Consider the following 16,157-nt stretch of genomic DNA (forward strand, 5'->3'; position numbering starts at 1 on the left):
GCGGGGCTTGGCCTATAGACTGTGCGGGTGACTAGTGAATTCGATCTTTCCGCATCCTTTAAGGCCTATGACGTTCGTGGCGTTGTAGGCGAGACCATCACCCCGCAGATCGTTAAGGCCGTCGGCGCCGCCTTTGTGGACGTGCTGGATCTTGCCGGTGAGACTGTCCTGGTGGGCGGCGACATGCGCCCGTCCTCCCCGGAGTTCATCAGGGACTTCGCGGCCGGAGCCACCATGCGCGGAGCCAACGTCCTCCTGCTGGACCTCATCTCCACCGACGAGCTGTACTACGCCTGCGGTGCCTTGAATGCGGCCGGAGCCACGTTCACTGCAAGCCACAACCCGGCCCAGTACAACGGCATCAAGATGGCCAAAGCCGGAGCGGTTCCCATCTCTTCGGAAACCGGGCTCTATGACATCCAGGCCAAGGCCGAGCAGTACCTGAACGCCGGCACCATTCCCGCCGTCGAGACCCCCGGCCAGATCAGTGTCCGCGACATCCTGCGCGATTACTCCGAATACCTCCGCAGCCTGGTGGACCTCTCAGCTATCCGTCCGCTCAAGGTGGTTGTGGACGCCGGAAACGGTATGGCCGGCCTCACCACCCCGGCGGTCCTGGGCGACACGCTGCTGCCGGGCCTGCCGCTGGAAATCGTTGACCTCTACTTTGAACTGGACGGTTCCTTCCCGAACCATCCGGCCAACCCCCTGGAGCCGGAGAACCTCCGGGACCTGCAGGCCGCCGTCGTCGAGCACGGCGCGGACCTGGGCCTGGCCTTCGACGGCGATGCGGACCGCTGCTTTGTCATCGATGAGAAGGGCGACCCGGTCAGCCCCTCGGCCATCACTGCCCTCGTTGCCCGCCGTGAAATTGCACGCGCCAAGGCAGCCGGGGAGACGACGCCGGTCATCATCCACAACCTCATCACGTCCCGCGCGGTTCCGGAGCTGGTGGAGGCCGACGGCGGCCGCGCCGTCCGCACACGCGTAGGCCACTCCTTCATCAAGGCGCTGATGGCAGAGGAAGGCGCCGTCTTCGGCGGCGAGCACTCCGCGCACTACTACTTCCGCGACTTCTACAACGCTGACACCGGCATGCTCGCAGCCATGCACGTCCTCGCGGCACTGGGCGAACAGACCCTCCCGCTCTCGGACCTGGCCCGCGAATACGAGCCGTACTTTGCCTCCGGCGAGGTCAATTCCGAGCTCTCCGACGTCCCCGCGGCCGTGGCACGGGTCCGCGCTGAATTTGACCGCGACGGTGTCACCGTGGATACGCTCGATGGATTGACTTTCACCGCCGATGACGGACAGTGGTGGTTCAACCTCCGCGCGTCCAACACCGAGCCCTTCCTTCGGCTGAACGCCGAAGCCGAAGACCTCGCCACCATGGTGCGGGTCCGCGACCGCGTACTTGATCTAGTTAGGAACTGAACCAATGGCTGATGTTGAACTGAACGGCGGAGAACCTTCCGCCCAGGTCCAGGAGGACCTTAATTCCCTGCTGGGCACCGCTCTGGGCGTCGCCCAGGAGCAGCTGGAAGCACAGGGCGCCTTCCTGCCCGCAGCCCTAGTTGTCCAGAATGACGGCGAACTGCGCATGATCGCCGTTGCGCCGGAGGAAAGCGACGAAGACCTCGACGCCGACGCCATGATCGATGACATCTACCAGGTCCTCACGGAGCAGAAGAGCGACAACCGCGCCGCTGCTGTCTTCTCCGACATCCACCTGCCCGACGAGTCCACCGACGCCATCCACGTGGTGGCCGAGCACTCCGAGGGCGTCTGCATCTCTGCAATCCAGACCTACTCCGAGGTCGACGGCGAGTGGACCTTCGCCGAGCCGCAGTGGGAATCGGGCGACCGGCTGGTTTGGGGCACCGAAGAGGCCACCGAAGAGGCCTGATACTTTTTCGCTTGATAAAAAGCCGGGCTCCTTCCATGTGGAAGGGGCCCGGCTTTTTTGCTGCCCGACGGCGTTAGCGCGGGCAGACTCGGCTAATCAGGGTCACCTAGGCGGCCGCGAACCGCTCCTTGAGCGTCTGCAGCTCCGCAACGAGGTCCTCCGGCAGGGATTCGCCGAAGCGGGCGTACCACTCTTCAATGCCGGCCAGCTCCGTCTTCCATTCCTCCGCGTCCACGTTCACGGCGGCCTCCACATCGGCGGGCGTCATGTCCAGTCCGGTGAGGTCCAGTGAGTCCCCGGTGGGAACGTAACCGATGGGGGTTTCGACGGCGTCGGCCGTGCCTTCGATGCGTTCGATGACCCATTTGAGGACACGGGCGTTGTCGCCGAAGCCGGGCCAGGCGAAGCCGCCGTCGGCGGTCCGGCGGAACCAGTTGACCAGGAAGATCTTCGGCAGCGCCTCCTGATCGGCCTTGCCGCTGAGGGTGATCCAGTGGCGCAGGTAATCCCCGGCGTCGTAGCCCATGAACGGGAGCATAGCCATGGGGTCGCGGCGGACCACTCCCACCTGGCCTGCTGCTGCTGCCGTGGTTTCCGAGGACAGCGTGGAGCCCATGAAGATGCCGTTGGTCCAGTCGCGTGACTGTGTCACCAGCGGAACGGTGGTCTTGCGGCGCCCGCCGAAGAGGATCGCCGATACCGGCACTCCGTTCGGGGAGTGGTATTCGTCGGCCAGCATGTCGATCTGGTCGATCGGCGTGCAGAAGCGGGAGTTCGGGTGGGCGGCGGGATGGCCGGCCTCCGGAGTCCACTCGTTGCCGAGCCAGTCGGTCAGGTGTGCCGGAGCTTCATCCGTCATGCCCTCCCACCAGACACCGCCGTCGTCGGTCAGCGCCACGTTGGTGAAAATGGAGTTTCCCTTGGCAATGGCCCGCATCGCGTTGGGATTGGTGCTCCAGCCGGTGCCCGGTGCGACGCCGAAGAGGCCCGCTTCCGGGTTCGTGGCGCGCAGTTCGCCCTCGTGGCCAAAGCGCATCCAGGTGATGTCATCACCGAGGGTTTCAACTTTCCAACCGTCAATGGTGGGGTCCAGCAGGGCCAGGTTGGTCTTTCCGCAGGCGGACGGGAAGGCCGCGGCCACGAAGTAGTCCTTCTTTTCCGGACTGGTGAGCTTCAGGATGAGCATGTGCTCGGCCAGCCAGCCTTCATCCCGGGCCATGATGGACGCGATGCGCAGGGCGTAGCACTTCTTGCCGAGCAGGGCATTGCCGCCGTAGCCGGAGCCGTAGGACCAGATGGACCGGTCTTCGGGGAAGTGCACAATCCATTTGTCGTCACTGCAGGGCCAGGGAACGTCCTGCTCACCGTCGGCCAGCGGTGCTCCTAGGGAATGCATGGCCGGCACGAAGAAGGCATCCAGCTCTTCCATCTTCCGCAGCACGTCGGTACCGATGCGGGCCATGATGCGCATGGAGGCGACAACATAGGCGCTGTCGGTGATTTCGACGCCGAACTTGGGATCCTCGGCGTCGAGGTGGCCCATGACGAAAGGTATGACGTACATGGTGCGCCCGCGCATGGACCCGGCAAAAAGCCCGTTGAGCTTTTCCCGCATTTCGGACGGGTCCATCCAGTTATTGGTGAAACCGGCGTCGTGCTTCTTCTCCGAGCAGATGAATGTCTGCTCTTCGACGCGTGCCACGTCCTTGGGATCGGAGAAAGCCGCGAAGGAATTAGGGAAGGTCTCGGGGTTGAGCCGGACCAGGGTTCCGGCATCCACCAGCTCATCGGTGAGGCGCTTGTTTTCCGCCTCGGAACCGTCCACCCAATACACGCGATCCGGCTGCGTCAGCTCGGCCATTTGCTGAACCCATGCAAGCAGCGTCTGGTGGGTGGTGGGCGCACCCTCGGCGGCCCCCGGGGTGCTGCTGTCCAGATGGCTTGGAGCAGCGTTGTCGCCGCTCTCATCGAGAACTAGCTGACGCGCGTCATCGCCCATGATTCTTCCCTTCGTTGGGCCAGTGAGATGATTTTGATGCTAGTTGTCAGCACGCGGCAAGCCTCCGGGGAAAAGGTAATACCTGTATTCGGGACTGCTCCCGGTCTCCCTAGAACTCAAGGAACTTGTGTGGGCCAGCTTACGCAGATGTGACGAAGGTCATATAGACCGGTCTAGTTTTGGTGGTTGGGAAATGCCGATTAGGCACACCCGTAAATCTGGGCTATAGTTATTTACGGCAAAACAGCCACGGACAAACTTTGAAGGAAGGCCCAAGCGGCCGGGAAAACAAAGAAAAATCCAAATGCGTGCGTAGCTCAACGGATAGAGCATCTGACTACGGATCAGAAGGTTGGGGGTTCGAATCCCTTCGCGCGCACCAGCGAAACCCGGTTTGACCAGTATAACTACTGGTTGAACCGGGTTTTTTTGTTGTCACGGCGGCCGACTCGGCGAGCCGGCCGCGTCAGCGCGCCAGCCGCTTTAAATCGACGGCCGGGTCTGCCAGCTTGGCCGGATCCACTAGGATGCGGCGGTCTATGATGCGGCGGGCAGCGCGCACCAGCAGGCCGCCGTCAATTGCGGCACAGCCAACCAGGTATCCCGCCGGGTCCAGGCGGAAGCCGGCCACAGGCACGCCGTCCGCTTCCCTGACCACCGTGGTCCCCTCCCCGGACATGGAACCCACGCCTTCGAGGTGGACGCCGTGGCGGTCGGACCAGAACCACGGCGCACCGTGGTCCGGCAGCGCCTGGCCGAGCAGGGCGGCAGCGGCGGTGGTGCCCGTGTTCCGGGCATGCTCCCAGTGCTCGGCCCGCCGCAGGAGCGTGCCGTCGCCCAGCCGGAGCCGGGCCGCGTCCCCCACGGCATAAATGTGCGGATGGCTGCTGAGCTGGTGCTCGTCCACGAGGACCCCGCTGTCCACGTCCAGACCGGCATCTGCAGCCAGCGTGACATCCGGCAGAACTCCAATTCCCACCAGCACCAGATCGGCGTCGATCGAAGCGCCCCCTCCCATGGCAATGTGATGGCCCGTGCTGTCCGCGGTAATGGCCTTGGGAATTCCGGTCAGCACGCGAACGCCACGGGCCGCATGCATCCGGTGCAGGCGGTTCGCAATTTCCGAGCCCACGGCAGGAACCAGGGGCGGGCTGACCGGATCGATCAAGGTCACCTGTGCGCCGAGATCCAAAGCTGCCGACGCCGTTTCGGCACCAATCAGGCCCGCACCAACAATTGCCAGCCGGACTCCGGGAGTCAGGGATGCGCGCAGCCTGTCGGCACCCGCACGGGTGCGCAGCTGCAGCACGGACGTCAGATCGCCTCCGGGGATGTCCAGCCGGCGGGCAGACGCCCCGGTCGCCAGGACAATCCTGTCGGCCGTGAGACTCCGCCCGTCCTCGAGGAGGACACCGCCCTCGTCGGGGAACAAGGCCGAAGCCCGGCCGGTAACAACATCAATCTTCTGCTCAGCGAACCACGCCGCATCGGCCAGCAGGATCTGTTCTGCGGACTTTGTGCCCAGCAAATAGTCCTTGCTCAGCGGCGGGCGGTCATAGGGCAGGCCCTCGGGATCAACGATCGTTAGCTGCCCCTGAAATCCCCGGGCACGCAGCTGGCTGGCCGTCGCGAAGCCCGCCATGCCCCCGCCGACGATGAGAACAGATCCAAGAGCCATAGTGTTGTTTTCCTAGCCGAAGAACGTTGAAGATGCTCCTTAAGACTACGGCCCCGAGGATTCGGGAAGCCCCCGAGCCTCATCGTCTTCACAGGCAGTGGTGCGTTCCCGGACGTGCTCCGCGTGCCCGTTCCTTCCCCGGCTTCCGTGCGCCGGCCCGGCATGCCAAGCTCTGTTCATGACTGATCAGGAGCAAAGCCCCGAAGTACAGCGCCCGCAGCACCTGGAGACCGACGTCGTCGTTCTGGGCGCCGGAGCGGTGGGTGAGAACGCAGCCGGACGGGTGGTCCAGGACGGCCTGGAAGCCATCCTCGTGGAGCCTTCGCTCATTGGCGGGGAATGCTCCTACTGGGCCTGCATGCCCTCCAAGGCCCTTCTTCGTCCGGGGACGGCGCTGCAGGCGGCGCGAACCGTTGCCGGTTCTCGTGAGGCAGTGACCGGTCGCCTGGACACGCAGGCCGTGCTGGACCGGCGCAACAGTTTCACCTCCCACTGGGATGATTCCGGGCAGGAGGAGTGGGTTCGGAGCACCGGAATTGGGCTGGTTCGCGGGCGCGGACGCCTCACCGGGCCGCGCGAGGTGCGGGTGGATTACGACGACGGCGGTTCCCTCACCATTTCCGCCCGCCGGGCCGTGGTGCTGGCCACGGGCTCGGTTCCCACTCCTCCCCCGCTGCAGGGGCTGGACGGCGTTGACTATTGGGGAACCAGGGAAGCGACCGCGGCGCAGGAGGTGCCGGCCCGGCTGCTCGTGCTTGGCGGCGGAGTCTCAGGCACCGAGCTTTCCCAGGCATGGGCACGCTTGGGCTCGAAGGTGACCCTGGTGGCGCGGCATGAAGTGCTGGAGATGTACCCGGAACCCGCGAGGGAGCTGGTGAAGGCAGGTCTTGCCGCCGACGGCGTGGAGATCCGCACCAACACCCACACCGATTTTGTGCGCCCGGGTGCGGACGGCGGCGTGGAAATGGGTCTGGGCGACGGCACGGTGCTCTCTGCCGACCGGCTGCTGGTCTCCACCGGCAGAACTCCGGCCCTTTCCAACCTGGGTTTGGAGGATTTGGGGCTGGACGCTGTGCGGCTGGACACTGATGATTCCGGCTTGGTGGACGGAACCGACTGGCTGTATGTGGTTGGCGATGCGGCCGGCAAGGTCCTGCTGACTCATCAGGGCAAGTACGAAGCCCGTGCCACCGGGGCTGCCATCGCTGCGCGTGCCCGGGGTGATCTGGCCGCTACCGATGCTCCGGTAGCCTGGAGCCGCGAAGCCTCCACGGCCAACCACTTTGCCGTTCCCCAGGTGGTGTTCACTGATCCTGAACTGGCAATGGTCGGCCGGACGTTGGAGCAGGCGCGGGCCGACGGGATCAATGCATCGGAGACCTCGCTGGAGATCTCAGTGGCCGGTTCCGCGCTGCACTCTGACGATTACCGGGGCTGGGCACAGATGGTGGTTGACGAAGATCGAAAGGTCCTGGTCGGCATGACATTTGCCGGGCCCGATGTCTCCGAGCTGCTGCACTCCGCAACCATCGCGGTCACGGGCGAGGTCCCACTGGACCGGTTATGGCACGCGGTCCCGTCTTATCCCACGATCAGCGAAATCTGGCTCCGCCTGCTGGAGAAGTACGGGCTGTAAGCGCAGCCCGGGGGCTGCAGGGGCAGGCGCCGCCTTGAAGCGGCGCCAGCTAGCGGCGCCCTGCCGGGCGCTTAAGCGCGGCGGACGATGAAGTCAGTGACGCGTGCGTCCCGGCCGTCGAGCTCCGCCCAGGGCTTGTCCGTCTCCATGACGGTAAGCCCCGAGGTGGGGTACCTCGTTGCCATCTCCATGACGGACTCCTCATCCGACGTCACGGAGGCCAGACGCATAGCGAGGTCCTGCACGCCGGGAAGGTGGGAAATCACCAGCAGGCTGGTCACGGTCTCCGGAACGTTGTTGATGATGCTGAGGATCCGGGTGGCCGGCGCGCTGTAGAGCCCGTCTTCCAATTTGGGCGTGGGCCCCTTGTCCCCGAGCTCCTCGCAGATCCAGGTGCAGGTCTGCCGGGTCCTCAGCGCAGACGAGCAGAGGATGAAGTCGGGGATGGAATTGTTCTCCACCATCCAGCGTCCGGCCAGCGGCGCGTCACGGTGGCCCCGTCCGGACAACGGGCGCTCGTGGTCGGAAACATCCCGGGGCCAGTCCGCCTTCGCGTGCCGCAGGAGCATCAGCTTTTTAAGGTGGTGGCCGCTCATTGGCCCAGTCTATCGGCGGTGCCGGCTCCGGAAATCCGTCACCGGCACCGCCGCAGCATCAGATGCTGTATTCGGGTGCCGCCCAGACCACAACTTCGGGGTGCTCGTAGAAGCGGTAGCCCTGCCCCCGGACTGTGCGCACTGTGTTCGCGAGACGCCCCAGCTTGGAGCGCAGGCGCCGGATATGGACGTCGATGGTGCGCTCGTTGGGCACTTCCTCGGCATTCCTCCACAGCCCGGCGAGCAGCTCCTCGCGGCCCACGGTCCGGGTACCGTTCTCCACCAGGTAATTGAGGAGTTCGAATTCCTTGAATGTCAGGTTCAGCGTGTCCCCGTCCAGGTGCACTTCCCGGCGGGAGAGGTCAATCAGGACACCTGACGGGCGCGGTGCGGCATGTGCCTGCACGGGAGGTGCGGCTTCCGGCCGGGGGCGGCGCTGCGCCGTCGGGTCCCCCAGCGCCTGGCGGACGACGTCGATATCGGCTCCTGCGGCCTCAGCCGGGGCCAGCGCCACGGCCGCATGGCTCTGGGCGCCGGGGCAAAGAGACTGAATGTAGGCGCGGACCTCTTGGGCGAGCTTCGTCAGTGATGTTCCGTTGGCAGCCGCCGTGTCCTCGTCCAATCCCACGTAGATGACAAAGCCGCGGGCAACGGTGTCGTTGCTGACCGCCTGGGGACCGGGAATGCCGTTGGGTGTGACGACGGGGGTGGGTGCCGTCATCGGCGTCGCGTCGTTGGCCGGCGAAACAGCCTGCAGCGGACGTGCCTGCTGCTGGGAAAACCCTGAAACCCCGTACTGCTGCGGTGCATACCCACCATACTGACGGGGAAATTCCCCCGCTGCGCTGGGCCGAACGGAACCGGCGCGGTTCTGCGCATTGCGCAGTGAGATGTGTACGTACCCTGATGCTACTGACATGTTGCAACCTCATTGTGAGTGACCGTCATCACGGCTCGAATGCTGGGGGTGGGCCCGGTCGAGATGGCGCGGTTTCGCCCGTCATTGGGCCTGAGTGGTGCCTGAGAGATGGGGGTGGGTAACTCAGGCGAGCATTCGACAACAGCGCTGCTTCTCAACGAAGCCGTTGAGAAGGACTGCGACAGGTGCTGCCGTGTGGATGTTCACATTACGGATTATTGCATGTAACAAAGGGGGGAGCGCAAGTAATAATGGATCACTTGTCTCACCATGTGGACTAATTGGGGCCCATTGTGATGCACCTCACGCTTTTGCGTGAAACCCGGCATTGAACCGGACTGGCTAGCAGTCCCGTCAGAGAGCCGCAATCTGCGCGGATCGAGGGTTTGAGGCACAAAAAACGCACCCGTTCATAAGTGATCTCATAAACGGGTGCGAGTCAAGCATTCAGCAAGACGTCCACATGGTGGACGTTCCATCTAGCGGTGACAGAGTCCTTTAGTCGACGACGCCGTAGAGTCGGTCGCCGGCATCGCCCAGGCCCGGCACAATATAGGACTTCTCATCTAAGCGCTCGTCGATCGAAGCCAGCACAATGGTGACGTTGGCGTCGGCCAGTTCGGCCTTCAGCACTTCGAGGCCTTCCGGTGCAGCCAGCAGGCAGATGCACGTGATGTCTGCAGCTCCGCGCTGGAACAGGAACTTGATGGCTTCGCGGAGTGTTCCGCCGGTGGCCAGCATGGGGTCCAGGACGAAGACCTGGCGGCCGGTGAGGTCATCGGGCAGGCGCTCGGCGTACGTGATCGCTTCGAGGGTTTCCTCGTTGCGCGCCATGCCCAGGAATCCGACCTCTGCCGTGGGGACGAGGCGGGTCATGCCTTCAAGCATTCCCAGGCCGGCCCGAAGGATCGGGACCACCAAAGGAGTGGGCTTGACCAGGCCGGTGCCGACGGCGGACGTGACCGGAGTCTCGATCTGGACGGGCTCAACGCGGACGTTGCGGGTGGCTTCATAAGCCAGGAGGGTGACAAGTTCTTCCGTGAGCAGGCGGAACACCGGTGAAGGGGTGTCCTTATCGCGGAGAACGGTGAGTTTGTGGGCAACTAGGGGGTGATCCACTACAAGTACGCGCATGCTTCAAAAATACCACTCGCGGCGGAACTCCTTCCTGTGGAGCATGCGCAGCGCAGTGCCCCGGGGTGCGCTGCGGGACAGGCGCCAAACTGCGGGAAGATGGAATCATGATGCCCCCCACGCAGCAGCACGAGTCCTGGATGGACCTTGCCCTCACCGAGGCGCGCGGCGCCCTGGCGACGCAGGACGTGCCCATCGGCGCCGTCGTCGTTAGCCCCGACGGAACCGTCATTGGTACCGGACGCAATGAACGTGAGGCCACCGGGGATCCGACCGCTCATGCCGAAGTGGTGGCCATCCGGCAGGCGGCGGCTGCGGTGGGTGAGTGGCGGCTGGAGGGCTGCACCCTGGTGGTCACGCTGGAGCCGTGCGCCATGTGCGCCGGGGCGATTGTCCTGGCGCGGATTCCGAGGGTGGTGTTTGGTGCCTGGGATGAAAAGGCGGGCGCGTCCGGATCGGTTTTCGACATTCTCCGCGAACGCCGGCTGAACCACTGGGTGGAGGTCTTTCCGGAGGTCCGCGAAGCGGAGTGCGCCCGGTTGCTCACCGACTTTTTCGGCTCTCGGCGATCAGGCTGACAGTCGCGGGTTTCATACGTAGGCTTACTACCTCAGAACCCGACACCCGAAGGAGTTCAATTGTGAGTTCAGATCAGGACGGACTGGATACAGTCGTCAAAATCCTCGAGCACGCCGACATTGCACAGCTGACCACCCAGGACCTCAGCGGCAAGCTGGTCAGCCGGCCGCTTCAGCTGCAGGAAACGGATTCCGACGGGAACCTCTGGTTCTTTACCCAGGACCCCTCCCCCAAGGCGGATGAGATCCGGGCCAATCCGAATGTGAATGTTTCGGTGCATGATTCCAAGGGCTACCTCTCCATCAGCGGCACGGCCTCCATCACCAAAGACGAAGGCAAGATCGAGGAACTCTGGAAGTCCTCGGTCAGCGCTTGGTTCGACGAAGGCCGGGAAGATCCTTCCATTGCCCTGATCAAGGTGGATTCGGACACCGCGGAATACTGGGCCTCGGATGAGCCTCGTGTAGCCACAATGTTCAAGATCGCCAAGAGCGCCGTCACCGGGGACACCCCCAACATTGGCAAGAACGACGTCGTCGACCTCTAGTTTCGTCGGCCGCCCGGCACAGCGCAGCCAGCCGTTTTGGGGCATCGGCCCTTTACCCGGTAAGGTTGACGCGATGGTGACGTGTCCGAGCGGCCGAAGGTGCAACACTCGAAATGTTGTTTGGTGAAAGCCAACGTGGGTTCAAATCCCACCGTCACCGCCAAATGAGAAAGACCCCGCTTTCCTTGTATAAGGAAGCGGGGTCTTTTGTTTTGCTGACGACCTTATTGGCTAACTGGCCGAATCGGTGTCCGGGGTCTGCGGACGGTGGCCGGCGGCTGCCGCCCGAGTGTCGCCGTCGTCGTGCCCGTCCTTTTTCTTGCCGAACGGCAGAACCTTCATCAGGGGGTGCAGGACGGCCATGACAACCAGGCCCCAGGCCAATCCGATGACGGCCGAGCACAGCGTGTTCACGAGCCAGCCCAGGAAACCGCCGACAACGGCGATGCCGGCCATGGGATGCTCCAGGGTATGGACCAGGTCATACGGCGCATCCCAGCCCAGGTCGTGGACGCCCACCAGCATGATGTGGCCGCCCACCCACAGCATGGCGATCGTCCCGATGAAGGTAATGGCAGCCAGCACGGCCGGCATGCCCCTCACAAGCAGCGCACCGAACCGCTGGGAGCCGGCTGAGTCCTTCCGCGTCAGATGCAGGCCGATGTCGTCCATTTTGACGATCAGCGCAACGGCGCCGTAAACGAGCACGGTGATCAAGATGGCCACAATTACGAGGATGGCCGCCCGCACCCAGATGGACGCGTCACCCACCTCGTTCATAGAGATGACCATGATCTCGCAGGACAGGATGAAGTCGGTGGTGATGGCACCCTTGACCACCTTGGACTCCGCTCCGGGCCCCCGCTCCACCGCGGGCGCCTCTGCCGCCTCATGGTGCCCGAAGAACTTGTGCCAGACCTTTTCGGCGCCCTCGTAACAGAGGTAGGTGCCGCCCAGCATAAGGATGAACGGGATGACGACGGGAATGAAGGCGCTGATCAGCAGCAGTGCCGGCAGGATGAACAGCAGCTTGTTCCGCAGCGATCCCCAGAAGATGCGCTTGATCATCGGCAGTTCGCGGGACGGGTCTGCGCCGGAGACATACTGGGGTGTCACTGCGGCATCGTCAATGACGACGCCGGCGGCCTTGGCTCCTGCTTTAGCGGCACCGGCGGCGATATCGTCCACAGAGGCTGCGGCGATGCGTGCCAGGGCAGCGACGTCGTCGAGCAGGGCAACGAGACCGCCGCTCAACGAACAGCTCCGTGCTGCACCAGGGTCGTCGGGGCGTGGAAACCTCGGGAGATATATGTGAATGACATATCGAAATTATAGTTGGGAAGGTTACTGTTTCGTGATCACGGCTTTGTGATCCAGCCTTTGGGCGAGCAGCGCCTGCAGTCCTTGTTACAACCGGACGTACGCCCAGCCTTCCCACTGCCGGCGGGCCAGATGAGCCACTGCGGCATCCACCGTTTCCACACCCCGGTGCAGCTCATCCTTCTGCACTCCTGCACGGGTCATGCTGTTCTCGCACGCCAGGACGTGGATATCTGCGGCCAGCGCGCCGTCGAGGGCGCTCTGATCCCCAATGCCCGCGCGCAGGAGCCGGACCCCCAACCCTTGCACCACCACTTCAACCGCCCGCTCCGAGCCCAGCGCACGCCGTGCATTTCCCGCGCTTCGCAGCAGGCCGGCCAGCCAGGTTCCACTGTCGGGGCCGAACCCATGGATCACCAGCCCCGGCTGCACAGGGTTGTCCCGGACTTCGTTCGTTTGGGCCGCCGGTCCCTGCTGAGTGCCTGCGGCGTCTGCGTCTGCATGTTCCATTCACCCAGTGTCCCCCTGCCCGCCGGAGGGGGACAGCGCCCGGCGGCCGGCGTCGTCGTCGAACCCGGGTACCGGCGTCAGTCCACGAAATGTGTCTTGGGTTCCTTCTCGCCCACGGAGGCGACGACGGCGGCCGCAACGTCGCGCAGCTTCAGGTTGCGTGCGCTTGAGGCGGCTTTGAGGATGGTGACGGCTGCGTCCTGGCTGCACCGGTTCTGGGCCATGATAATTCCTGCGGCCAGGTCGATGGTGGTGCGTGATCCCATCGCGGCCCTGAGGTTTTCCCTGCTTTCGGCCAGTTGCGCGATGCGCACGGCGAGGCGCAGCGATTTGGACGCACTGCGGGCAAATTCCTCTGCTTCGCGGACCATTTCGTCCGTGAAGGCGTCCACTTCCCGCGCGTACACGTTCAGGCCGCACTGCGCCTGACCGTCCAGCGGAATGGGAACGCCCAGGATCGACCGCAGTCCAAAGCCGGCAATCGCCTCGGCATAATCCGTCCACCGCGGATCTTCGATGATGTTCCGGACCAGAACGGTTTTGTTGGTACGTGCCGCTTCCAGGCAGGGGCCGGTTCCGAACTTGTACTGGACTTCGTCCATGCGGCGCGAATCCTCGGTGTCGCTGGCCACCGTAACGGCGCTGCCCGGGCGCAGCAGGGTCACGCCGCAAAAGAGCTCCCGTCCCGCAGGAGCCAGCGTATCCACGGTGAGGCGGGTGAGGTCCTCGAGGAAACTCTCCACATCAGTGGTTTCCAGAACCATGTCCTGCAGGAGACCGGCATAGTCCCTGCGGTAGGTGTTCTCGGACAGCACTGTTTCGGACACAAACTCGTCGAGATCATTTGGGAGCTGGGCAGAATCGTTGTCGCTGGACATATCACCGGTTTTTGGGTTGTAGGAATGGCCCTGAAGGTGGGCTGCCGTCCGCGCGGGGACGTTCAGTTTCTCTTTCCATTACAGCATCGATTTTCCCGCACCGGTCTGCCCCTCAGCAGCCCAAAGGCTCCGCCCGCGCTGCCGCTATGAGCCCCAGAAGACCTTGACGGCGTCGGACACCGCAGCCCCCTGCTCCCGGCCGGCCACAGCGGACGGGCGGCGTGTGGACTGCAGCAGAACATTGGATCCGAAGGCGGTCCGGCTGGCGTCATCGGCCTCGATCAGATAAGTATCGGAACCGGCTTTCAGGGTTTCCAGTGCCTGGGGCAGGGTGGGGCCGAAGGGGCTGTCCGGTGCCTCCGGTGCACAGGACAGGATGAGGACTTTGTCGTACCCCGCCGCCAGATCGGCGTTCGACGCCGAGCGCATCCCGCCGTCCATGTAGGGAATGCCGTGGATCCGCACCGGCGGCCAGGCGCCGGGAACGCTGCAGCTCGCGGCAACGGCCAGAGCCAGTTCGGCCCCGGAACCGGCGTCGAAAACCGTGAACTCGCCGTCGTCGGCATTTACGGCGGTCACTTTCAGCAGCGCGGGCGGCCAGGACCGGGCGGGAAGCAGCGAACGGATGGTGTTCACCCAGGCAGTATCGGAAAGTCCCTCACCGGCCGCGAGCGCCGCCTGGCCAATACGAGCCCGGGCCTCCTGCTCACCACCGGGGCCGCTGGCAGCCGCGGCCATCATGTTGATGAACTGCTCGGTGCTGAAATGCGTCAGTTCGCCCTGCTCCATGGTGCTCTCCGCAGGATCATCTTCATGCAGCTGCGCCGCCAGCACCTGGCGCAGGACGCCTAACCGCAGGGCCGTCCCGACGACGGATCCGGCGGACGTGCCGACCACCAGGTCTGCGTCGTTCAACTCAACGCCATGTTCCAGCAAAGTGGCGAGGACTCCGATCTCCCAGGCGATGCCCGCCACTCCTCCGCCGCCCAGGACCACTGCACGCGTTCCGTTTCTGTTTGTCATGCGGGAAGTCTAGACCGCAGCAGTGTGAGCGCGCCCACAACTTTTTCGATGTTCTTCCACTTGCTATTCAATGGACTTATGGCACTGCGAGTATTGATGGTTGGCCGGAAGCATGAGGACTGGGTAGTGGATGGCATCCACCGCTATGAAAAGCGGCTCAAAAAGCCCTTCGACCTGACCTGGGTCTCCATTCCGCATTCTGCCCGCGAGGGTGATTCCGCACGCAAGGAGGAATCCGAACGGCTGCTGGCCAAGGTGGGCAGCGATTACGTCATTTTGCTGGACGAACGGGGCAAAGCCATCACCTCGCCCGCCCTCGCCAAGACCCTGCAAAAGCCCCTGGATAATTCCCGCAATGTCACGCTGATCATCGGCGGTGCGTACGGGGTGGACCAAAGCGTCCACGACCGCGCCGACTTCATCTGGTCCCTCTCCCCCCTGGTATTCCCCCACCAGCTGGTGCGGCTGATCCTTGCCGAACAGGTGTACCGGGCACAGGAAATCGCCGGCGGACGCCCGTACCACCACGAATAGTCTTCCCTCCGCCGCACCACCCTGACTCCGGCAGACCACCTGCCCAGGGCAACTCTGAACACAGCTTTCTCCCTCCGCTGCCCGCCCCTGAAAGGCTTTTCCATGCGCCATCCCCGTACTTCCCGTTCCCTGGCTTCCGCAGGAGCTGCCGCCGTCGCAACCGCCCTCCTGATGGGTGCGGGAATTGGTGCCGCGTCGGCGCACGTCCATGTCTCCCCTGAGTCCGCCGACGCCGGAGCCGGCACGCTGCTCACATTCGAGACGTCCCACGGATGCTCGGGCTCGCCGACGACGGCAATCACGGTTACGCTCCCCGAGCAGGTGACCGATGCCGTTCCCACCGCCCATCCCGGCTGGAGCATCAGCAAGGTCACCGAGGAGTTCAAGGAACCGCGGGTTCTGGAGAACGGCACCTCCATCGGGTCGCGGACGAGCCAGGTTGTCTTCACAGCTGACAGTCCGCTGCCCGACGGTATCCGTGACACGTTCCAGCTCAGTGTCCGGATTCCCGACGGGTCCGGGGATCCTCTGGCGTTCCCGGTGCTGCAGTCCTGTGTGGAAGGCCAGACTGACTGGTCCGAGGTTGCCGCTGACGGCCAGTCCGCGGAGGATCTGAAGTTCCCGGCCCCGGTGGTTGCGGTAAGCACTGCGCCCAAAGCGTCCGACGACGGCGGAAACGGCGACGCTTATGGCGGCAGCGGCGATAATGACGTCAACGATGGTGCGGCGGGGGACGGCGCTGATGAACAGGGCACCGCTGACGATGACGCCGTTGATGAAGATGATGTGGAAGCAGCAGCCGTTGCCGGTTATGCGGGCCTCGGTGCAGGCATTCTGGGATTGGTTCTCGGAGCTGCCGCCCTTTACCGAACCCGGAAAGCGTAACGTTTGCGGCGTC

At 64.1% G+C, this 16,157-nt stretch carries 16 protein-coding genes and 2 tRNA genes; 9 read left to right on the plus strand and 9 right to left on the minus strand.

Annotated features, from left to right (window positions below; genetic code table 11):
• The first annotated feature begins 27 nt into the window (after window positions 1-27).
• Both AC4D2W_RS16125 and AC4D2W_RS16130 read left to right on the plus strand, forming a co-directional pair.
• Window positions 28-1,434, plus strand: a complete 1,407-nt coding sequence (locus AC4D2W_RS16125) for a phosphomannomutase/phosphoglucomutase (RefSeq protein WP_490927925.1) — start codon at window positions 28-30, stop codon at window positions 1,432-1,434.
• 4 nt (window positions 1,435-1,438) lie between these two features.
• Window positions 1,439-1,906: a hypothetical protein gene (locus tag AC4D2W_RS16130; RefSeq protein WP_490927926.1), complete on the plus strand. Its 468-nt coding sequence runs from the start codon at window positions 1,439-1,441 to the stop codon at window positions 1,904-1,906.
• 106 nt (window positions 1,907-2,012) lie between these two features.
• Here AC4D2W_RS16130 and AC4D2W_RS16135 read toward each other — a convergent pair whose 3' ends face one another.
• Window positions 2,013-3,905 (minus strand): phosphoenolpyruvate carboxykinase (GTP), encoded by a 1,893-nt coding sequence (locus AC4D2W_RS16135; protein ID WP_490927927.1) that lies wholly within the window; start codon window positions 3,903-3,905, stop codon window positions 2,013-2,015.
• A gap of 306 nt (window positions 3,906-4,211) precedes the next feature.
• Here AC4D2W_RS16135 and AC4D2W_RS16140 point away from each other — a divergent pair.
• A tRNA-Arg gene (locus AC4D2W_RS16140) sits at window positions 4,212-4,287 on the plus strand.
• Window positions 4,288-4,371: 84 nt separating this feature from the next.
• Here the strand turns inward: AC4D2W_RS16140 and AC4D2W_RS16145 are convergent.
• Complete coding sequence (locus AC4D2W_RS16145; RefSeq protein ID WP_490927928.1) at window positions 4,372-5,583, minus strand: NAD(P)/FAD-dependent oxidoreductase; 1,212 nt, start codon at window positions 5,581-5,583, stop codon at window positions 4,372-4,374.
• Between the two features lie 178 nt (window positions 5,584-5,761).
• Here AC4D2W_RS16145 and AC4D2W_RS16150 point away from each other — a divergent pair, with 178 nt between their 5' ends.
• A complete protein-coding gene (locus AC4D2W_RS16150; RefSeq protein WP_490927929.1) occupies window positions 5,762-7,219 on the plus strand; it encodes a dihydrolipoyl dehydrogenase family protein in 1,458 nt (485 codons plus the stop codon).
• Window positions 7,220-7,290: 71 nt separating this feature from the next.
• On the opposite strand, the gene AC4D2W_RS16155 is transcribed toward AC4D2W_RS16150, so the two are convergent.
• The 3 genes from AC4D2W_RS16155 to upp form a co-directional block, all read right to left on the minus strand.
• Window positions 7,291-7,815 carry a SixA phosphatase family protein gene (locus tag AC4D2W_RS16155; RefSeq protein WP_490927930.1) on the minus strand — a complete coding sequence of 175 codons (525 nt, stop codon included), beginning with the start codon at window positions 7,813-7,815 and terminating at the stop codon, window positions 7,291-7,293.
• Window positions 7,816-7,873: 58 nt separating this feature from the next.
• Entirely contained in the window at window positions 7,874-8,734 is an 861-nt protein-coding gene (locus AC4D2W_RS16160; RefSeq protein ID WP_490927931.1) for a winged helix-turn-helix domain-containing protein, read from the minus strand.
• 498 nt (window positions 8,735-9,232) lie between these two features.
• On the minus strand, window positions 9,233-9,868 hold the full coding sequence (gene upp / locus AC4D2W_RS16165) for a uracil phosphoribosyltransferase (RefSeq protein WP_490927932.1): 636 nt from the start codon (window positions 9,866-9,868) through the stop codon (window positions 9,233-9,235).
• A gap of 107 nt (window positions 9,869-9,975) precedes the next feature.
• Here upp and tadA point away from each other — a divergent pair, with 107 nt between their 5' ends.
• The 3 genes from tadA to AC4D2W_RS16180 all read left to right on the plus strand — a co-directional run bounded on the left by tadA (window position 9,976) and on the right by AC4D2W_RS16180 (window position 11,157).
• The gene (gene tadA / locus AC4D2W_RS16170) at window positions 9,976-10,446 is read left to right on the plus strand and encodes a tRNA adenosine(34) deaminase TadA (RefSeq protein WP_490927933.1); all 471 of its coding nucleotides are present in this window, start codon (window positions 9,976-9,978) and stop codon (window positions 10,444-10,446) included.
• Between the two features lie 62 nt (window positions 10,447-10,508).
• Window positions 10,509-10,994 carry a pyridoxamine 5'-phosphate oxidase family protein gene (locus tag AC4D2W_RS16175; protein ID WP_490927934.1) on the plus strand — a complete coding sequence of 162 codons (486 nt, stop codon included), beginning with the start codon at window positions 10,509-10,511 and terminating at the stop codon, window positions 10,992-10,994.
• Between the two features lie 75 nt (window positions 10,995-11,069).
• Window positions 11,070-11,157: transfer RNA gene (locus tag AC4D2W_RS16180), tRNA-Ser, on the plus strand.
• A gap of 68 nt (window positions 11,158-11,225) precedes the next feature.
• Here the strand turns inward: AC4D2W_RS16180 and AC4D2W_RS16185 are convergent.
• The 4 genes from AC4D2W_RS16185 to AC4D2W_RS16200 all read right to left on the minus strand — a co-directional run bounded on the left by AC4D2W_RS16185 (window position 11,226) and on the right by AC4D2W_RS16200 (window position 14,725).
• On the minus strand, window positions 11,226-12,248 hold the full coding sequence (locus AC4D2W_RS16185) for a DUF808 domain-containing protein (protein ID WP_490927935.1): 1,023 nt from the start codon (window positions 12,246-12,248) through the stop codon (window positions 11,226-11,228).
• Window positions 12,249-12,401: 153 nt separating this feature from the next.
• Window positions 12,402-12,824, minus strand: coding sequence for a DsrE family protein (locus AC4D2W_RS16190; RefSeq protein WP_490927936.1), 423 nt, complete (start codon window positions 12,822-12,824; stop codon window positions 12,402-12,404).
• Between the two features lie 77 nt (window positions 12,825-12,901).
• Window positions 12,902-13,702, minus strand: coding sequence for a GAF and ANTAR domain-containing protein (locus tag AC4D2W_RS16195; protein WP_490927937.1), 801 nt, complete (start codon window positions 13,700-13,702; stop codon window positions 12,902-12,904).
• Between the two features lie 144 nt (window positions 13,703-13,846).
• A complete protein-coding gene (locus AC4D2W_RS16200) occupies window positions 13,847-14,725 on the minus strand; it encodes a patatin-like phospholipase family protein (RefSeq protein ID WP_490927938.1) in 879 nt (292 codons plus the stop codon).
• Between the two features lie 78 nt (window positions 14,726-14,803).
• Between AC4D2W_RS16200 and AC4D2W_RS16205 the strand changes: the two genes are divergently transcribed.
• Window positions 14,804-15,259 (plus strand): 23S rRNA (pseudouridine(1915)-N(3))-methyltransferase RlmH, encoded by a 456-nt coding sequence (locus AC4D2W_RS16205; RefSeq protein ID WP_490927939.1) that lies wholly within the window; start codon window positions 14,804-14,806, stop codon window positions 15,257-15,259.
• A 102-nt stretch (window positions 15,260-15,361) separates the two neighbouring features.
• Window positions 15,362-16,144: a YcnI family copper-binding membrane protein gene (locus AC4D2W_RS16210; protein ID WP_490927940.1), complete on the plus strand. Its 783-nt coding sequence runs from the start codon at window positions 15,362-15,364 to the stop codon at window positions 16,142-16,144.
• Window positions 16,145-16,157 lie beyond the last annotated feature (13 nt).

The organism is Arthrobacter sp. TJ-58, assembly GCF_058269295.1.